Annotated in this window: 1 protein-coding gene; it reads right to left on the bottom strand. The window is 66.0% G+C overall.

Annotated features, from left to right (window positions below):
• Positions 1 to 515: 515 nt before the first annotated feature.
• Positions 516 to 1,321, bottom strand: an 806-nt coding sequence (locus tag KHO31_RS38970) for an IS110 family RNA-guided transposase (protein ID WP_211626145.1), incomplete at its 5' end; no start/stop codon positions are given.

The following is a 1,321-nucleotide window of genomic DNA, read 5'->3' as shown; positions in this document are numbered from 1 at the left end:
CCCCTTCTATGAGCAGGAAGTTGTCAAGGCCTTTCGCGAACTCCCCGTTTTGTGGACGCCATGAACTGATGTCCAGGAGTTATCCACGGCCGGTCGGCGGGTCGCCTCTCACGACCACGACGCCCGGCCGGCGGTGGATAACTCGGGCTCGTTATGACGCGGGTTCCTCCTTGCGTTGATTGCGGCTCGCCAGCATACAGGGCGCATTTCAGCCGCGTATTCCCGGGGCGGATTTCCACCGCGCCGTCAACCATTGCCGCAATCCAGTCTGCGTTTCTGGTCTGAAGCCGGTCATCGCGCGCGTCAGACCTGACGTCCGACCACCTTCTATCCGCTGGCGCCAGGCCAGCCTCATCCTGCATGCGCATTACGCCGGAGTCTTTTCCGGGAACATGCCCCATCTGTAAAACCGGTTACTTCGGTAACCCGGGGACTTGACGGGCATGTTCACTTCAAACCGTCCATCCATCAGTTTCGCGTCGTGCATGACGGCGTTGCTGTGATACCTTGCTGGCTCAGACTGACTTCAGCTCTGCGCCTTCGGGGATGACGCCGTCCTTCAGATACCGCCACAGCGCAATCGCGAGACGTCGCGCTACCGCGACGATCGCAATGCGTCGCGCGCGGCGGTTCGGTCCGGTGCCCTGGGTGCGCTGGTTGAACCACTGCGTCAGCGCGCTGCCGGGCTGGTAGCGCAGCCAGGTCCACGCCATCTCGACCAGCAGCGCGCGCACCCGCCGGTTGCCCTGCCTGCTGATGCCCTGATCGGTATGGCTCTCGCCGCTGTCCCAGGGCTGTGGCACCAGCCCGACGCACGCCCCCACCTGGCGCCGGTTGCTGAACTCCCGCCAGAACAACTCCAGCGCGAGGCGCGACGCACCCACTTCGCCGATGCCCTTCAGGCGCGCCAGGTCCTCGCTGCGCTTGCGCGCGGCCGCCGGCACGCTCGCCTTGCGCGTCTTCTCCAGCGCGGCGAGTTGCTGCTCCGCCAGTGCCAGCCGTTCGCACTCGCGCAGCAGCCGTTCACGCAGCTCGGGCGGCAGCGGCGTGCCGTCGTGGCACTTCACCTCGCTACGGGCGAGCCGGCCGGCAAAGGCCTTGTGGTCGACCTCATCCCAGCAGCCGAGCGTGACCAGCAGTTTGCGCATGCGGTCGCGATGCTGCAGGACTTCCTTCTGCAGTTCCCCGCGATCGCGCATCAGCTGGCGCGACGCCTCGTCCTGCGGCGACGGCACGTGAACCACGTGCATGCGGTCATGCTCGCCGCGCAGCCACGCGCGCAGGTTGATCACCAGCTTGATGACATCGAGCCGGTCGGTCT

The organism is Paraburkholderia domus, from assembly GCF_905220705.1.
GTDB classification, from domain to species: Bacteria; Pseudomonadota; Gammaproteobacteria; order Burkholderiales; family Burkholderiaceae; genus Paraburkholderia; species Paraburkholderia domus.
The sequence above is the reverse complement of the archived record's forward strand: the minus strand, read 5'-3'. Positions and strand labels throughout refer to the sequence as shown.